Source organism: uncultured Agitococcus sp., assembly GCF_937920075.1.
Classification (GTDB): domain Bacteria; phylum Pseudomonadota; class Gammaproteobacteria; order Pseudomonadales; family Moraxellaceae; genus Agitococcus.
Genome location: NZ_CALETI010000341.1, coordinates 1 through 2,739 on the forward strand (window position 1 = coordinate 1; position 2,739 = coordinate 2,739).

7 protein-coding genes are annotated in these 2,739 nt (G+C 37.2%); 2 read left to right on the forward strand and 5 right to left on the reverse strand.

The window, feature by feature from the left end; translation table 11 throughout:
* The first annotated feature begins 333 nt into the window (after window positions 1-333).
* Together Q0212_RS11895 and Q0212_RS11900 are read left to right on the forward strand one after the other, a co-directional pair.
* The gene (locus tag Q0212_RS11895; RefSeq protein ID WP_297925770.1) at window positions 334-969 is read left to right on the forward strand and encodes a hypothetical protein; all 636 of its coding nucleotides are present in this window, start codon (window positions 334-336) and stop codon (window positions 967-969) included.
* Between the two features lie 75 nt (window positions 970-1,044).
* Window positions 1,045-1,245: a hypothetical protein gene (locus Q0212_RS11900; protein ID WP_297925771.1), complete on the forward strand. Its 201-nt coding sequence runs from the start codon at window positions 1,045-1,047 to the stop codon at window positions 1,243-1,245.
* Here the strand turns inward: Q0212_RS11900 and Q0212_RS11905 are convergent.
* The 5 genes from Q0212_RS11905 to Q0212_RS11925 form a co-directional block, all read right to left on the reverse strand.
* Window positions 1,240-1,770, reverse strand: coding sequence for a hypothetical protein (locus Q0212_RS11905; RefSeq protein WP_297925774.1), 531 nt, complete (start codon window positions 1,768-1,770; stop codon window positions 1,240-1,242). The genes Q0212_RS11900 and Q0212_RS11905 overlap by 6 nt on opposite strands.
* 12 nt (window positions 1,771-1,782) lie before the next feature.
* A complete protein-coding gene (locus tag Q0212_RS11910; protein ID WP_297925776.1) occupies window positions 1,783-1,980 on the reverse strand; it encodes a VRR-NUC domain-containing protein in 198 nt (65 codons plus the stop codon).
* A 162-nt stretch (window positions 1,981-2,142) separates the two neighbouring features.
* On the reverse strand, window positions 2,143-2,358 hold the full coding sequence (locus tag Q0212_RS11915) for a hypothetical protein (protein ID WP_297925778.1): 216 nt from the start codon (window positions 2,356-2,358) through the stop codon (window positions 2,143-2,145).
* On the reverse strand, window positions 2,355-2,522 hold the full coding sequence (locus Q0212_RS11920) for a hypothetical protein (protein WP_297925780.1): 168 nt from the start codon (window positions 2,520-2,522) through the stop codon (window positions 2,355-2,357). Before Q0212_RS11920 ends, Q0212_RS11915 begins: the two co-directional genes overlap by 4 nt.
* On the reverse strand, window positions 2,522-2,739 hold a 218-nt coding region (locus tag Q0212_RS11925; protein WP_297925782.1), incomplete at its 5' end, for a hypothetical protein. The genes Q0212_RS11925 and Q0212_RS11920, both read right to left, overlap by 1 nt.

Below are 2,739 nucleotides of genomic sequence, written 5' to 3' on the forward strand. Positions count from 1 at the left end.
CTTTAATCTCTTTAACGCCGATATGTCTCTGAGCTTCTAACAGCCACAATGGTTTAGACATATCAACCTCAAATTTTAGGCATAAAAAAAGGCCGCTTTTGGGGCGACCTTTGCTTAATCAATAAAACGACCAGATTAGCTAAACAATAGTGCAATAGTGCAAATATGTCAAACACTATCAATTCTAAAATAATTAAAAACAATTGAATAAACCTCTTTACATAGTGCCAAAAATGAACTATACTGAATTCATCAAGACGAGATATGCAGAAACTCTCCTGATAAATCAAACATTACTTAATAAATCAAACATTACTTAGCGAGACAAATATCATGGCTACTATCTTAACTTCAAACAAAAACGGTTTTAACGCTGTAAATTTTAATTATGGTGCTGAAATCATCCATCAAGATGAAAAATTAGTTATTTTGTCTGTTGATACCGAAGTATTAAATAAAGTTGAGCCTTCTTTTTGGCTTCCAGAAGAAAAGTTAATCTCTCGCGTTATTGGCGAAGATGTAGGAAAAAACTTCCACGCAAAAGCATGGACACATGATTGCGATGTTGGCAATCAATCAATTATTAAATTTTATGCAGATAGTCAAGACTGGTTTGAGCCTGTAAATCTTGATTTATCGTATGAATACAACGAGTACGTTGTAGGCTATGTTGTTACCGATAAAAATACTAGCCGCTCTGTAAATTTCCAATTCAAAAATAATGGTGTTTTAGACTATGGTTTAGATGGGGATGACACTTATCAAAACTTTAATGAGTGCGATCTTGAAGCAATCAAAAACTATCTACGCTCACATAATGATGTTGATGAACTGGAAAATAACTATGCTTTGGCAATGGAATTGGAGCTAAATGAGGATGGTATTCACCCAATAGTAAAAATTTTAGCCAACGGTGACGGCATAACAAAACAACAAATTATTGACTTAGCTGAACAAGCCAACCAATAAAGAAAAAGCCCCGATATGCAGTCGGGGCTTTTTAAGCTGGCTATGTGCCAGTCAACATCACTTAGCGGTACTATTATGTCAAACTTTCCCGAAACTGGCTACACACCATTAAACCTTAGATTCTTGATTGAGTCTAAGGGATGGACACAAAAACAAGCTGCTGCAATTATCGGCACAACAGAGGTAAGTATTCGTAGATGGCTCATGACTTTAGATACTGACAGCCACCGCGATATGCCTTTAAAAAAATGGACGCAATTACTAGCCTCGTTATGAGGCTTTTTGCAAATAACTACTTAACAATGAACCCGAATCACTAAGCACAGACTTTTCAAACTCCTCCAGTTGCTCAATAATAATTTTCTTTTTATAAAACACGCTTCTTCTCGATTTATCGCACATATCAACAATGCGCTCCATAAATCCCCTTTTTGAATCCTTGCTAATCCAAGTGCAAATTATCAAACGCTTAAAATTTTTATCCACACCTTTACAATCAATTAGTTCAACCAACTCATTAACAGAATTAACGCGCTCATCTTCATTGATTGCGTATTTTGCTACCATCGCATGAAACCCACCACGCGCCAAATTACGATGTATTCTTGAGTAACACAATGAGTCCTGAGTCAACCTGTCCTTTTTTGATAAACGCTCTAAATCACTGTGTTTTTTTGTCAATTCTTCCACATAACCGCTTTTATATTGTTGTTGCCAGTATTGTGACGAATAATCAGGAATCAAAACTATTGCTCTAATGATTGCATGTTGCTCATTACGATAGATTGCTAAATCAGACATAAACACCTCTAATCAGTCTTTGTAATAATCTTCAATGCGTTTAATTGCTTCTTGTGCAGAATAACAAACAGAGACAGCAAAGCCAACATTTGCCGCGTTTTGTAAAAATCGTTCTTGATTCTCTGTTAGCGTGTTACTGCCGTGTTTCATCTCGATATATAAACCTTGATATTTTCCACGAGTCACTGGCAAAAAACAAATCAGGGACACCCGACAACATCCCTTGAGACTTAGCAATAACAGCCTGTGTTTTGGTGAGTTTTACGCCGTTTAGTGAGCAATGCAGCAGCTCAAGCATTGGGTATTTAGCTGACCTGCTCGCCATTCTAGCCCACTCTATGACTTGCTGTTGATGTGCTGATTCTAAGTGTTTCAATTTCGCATCTCCAGCCAAGTGATGTATTTATCCATAAAATTGTCATAGTCCTGTGGTGCGCCAAAAACTTCATAACCACCAGCTAAGCCGACAATAAAATTAATATCGTTTGGCTCGCTAATCGTTTGAACGTATTTGAATTGCACTAGGCTTGCCAACATAAAAACATCAGCTAATTTGTCAATGCGTTCTAAATGTGATGGTTTCATCATTGCACCCCATTTGCTAAAGCATCTATATCATCGTCATCATGCACAATATCGTCATGCACAAACAAATAACCATCATGCTCACCGCTTTCGACTTCCTCTATGTTTTCAGCAACAATCACACGCGCACAAATTGGACAGTATTTCTCACCGTATTTCGGTTTCATTACAAATTACCCCCATCAATCGCCATACAAGCATCGCCACGTTCACCAATTGAGCCAAAATCTAAAAGTGTTTTAATGTTTTCAATTTGCTGCATTAGCCTTAGATTTTCTTCTGCCATTGCGCTGCACTGCTGTTGAAAATTATCACGCTCTCTGTGCAGTCTGTCTAAGTCGTTTTTTAGTGCTGTAATCTCTTTTGCCTGCTCAACAACAATTA

Bases quoted from the DNA above. Each gene is read 5' to 3' on its own strand.
- Q0212_RS11895 (WP_297925770.1), top strand. From the start codon at position 334: ATGGCTACTATCTTAACTTCAAACAAAAACGGTTTTAACGCTGTAAAT.
- Q0212_RS11920 (WP_297925780.1), bottom strand. From the start codon at position 2,522: ATGAAACCGAAATACGGTGAGAAATACTGTCCAATTTGTGCGCGTGTG.
- Q0212_RS11905 (WP_297925774.1), bottom strand. From the start codon at position 1,770: ATGTCTGATTTAGCAATCTATCGTAATGAGCAACATGCAATCATTAGA.
- Q0212_RS11915 (WP_297925778.1), bottom strand. From the start codon at position 2,358: ATGATGAAACCATCACATTTAGAACGCATTGACAAATTAGCTGATGTT.
- Q0212_RS11900 (WP_297925771.1), top strand. From the start codon at position 1,045: ATGTCAAACTTTCCCGAAACTGGCTACACACCATTAAACCTTAGATTC.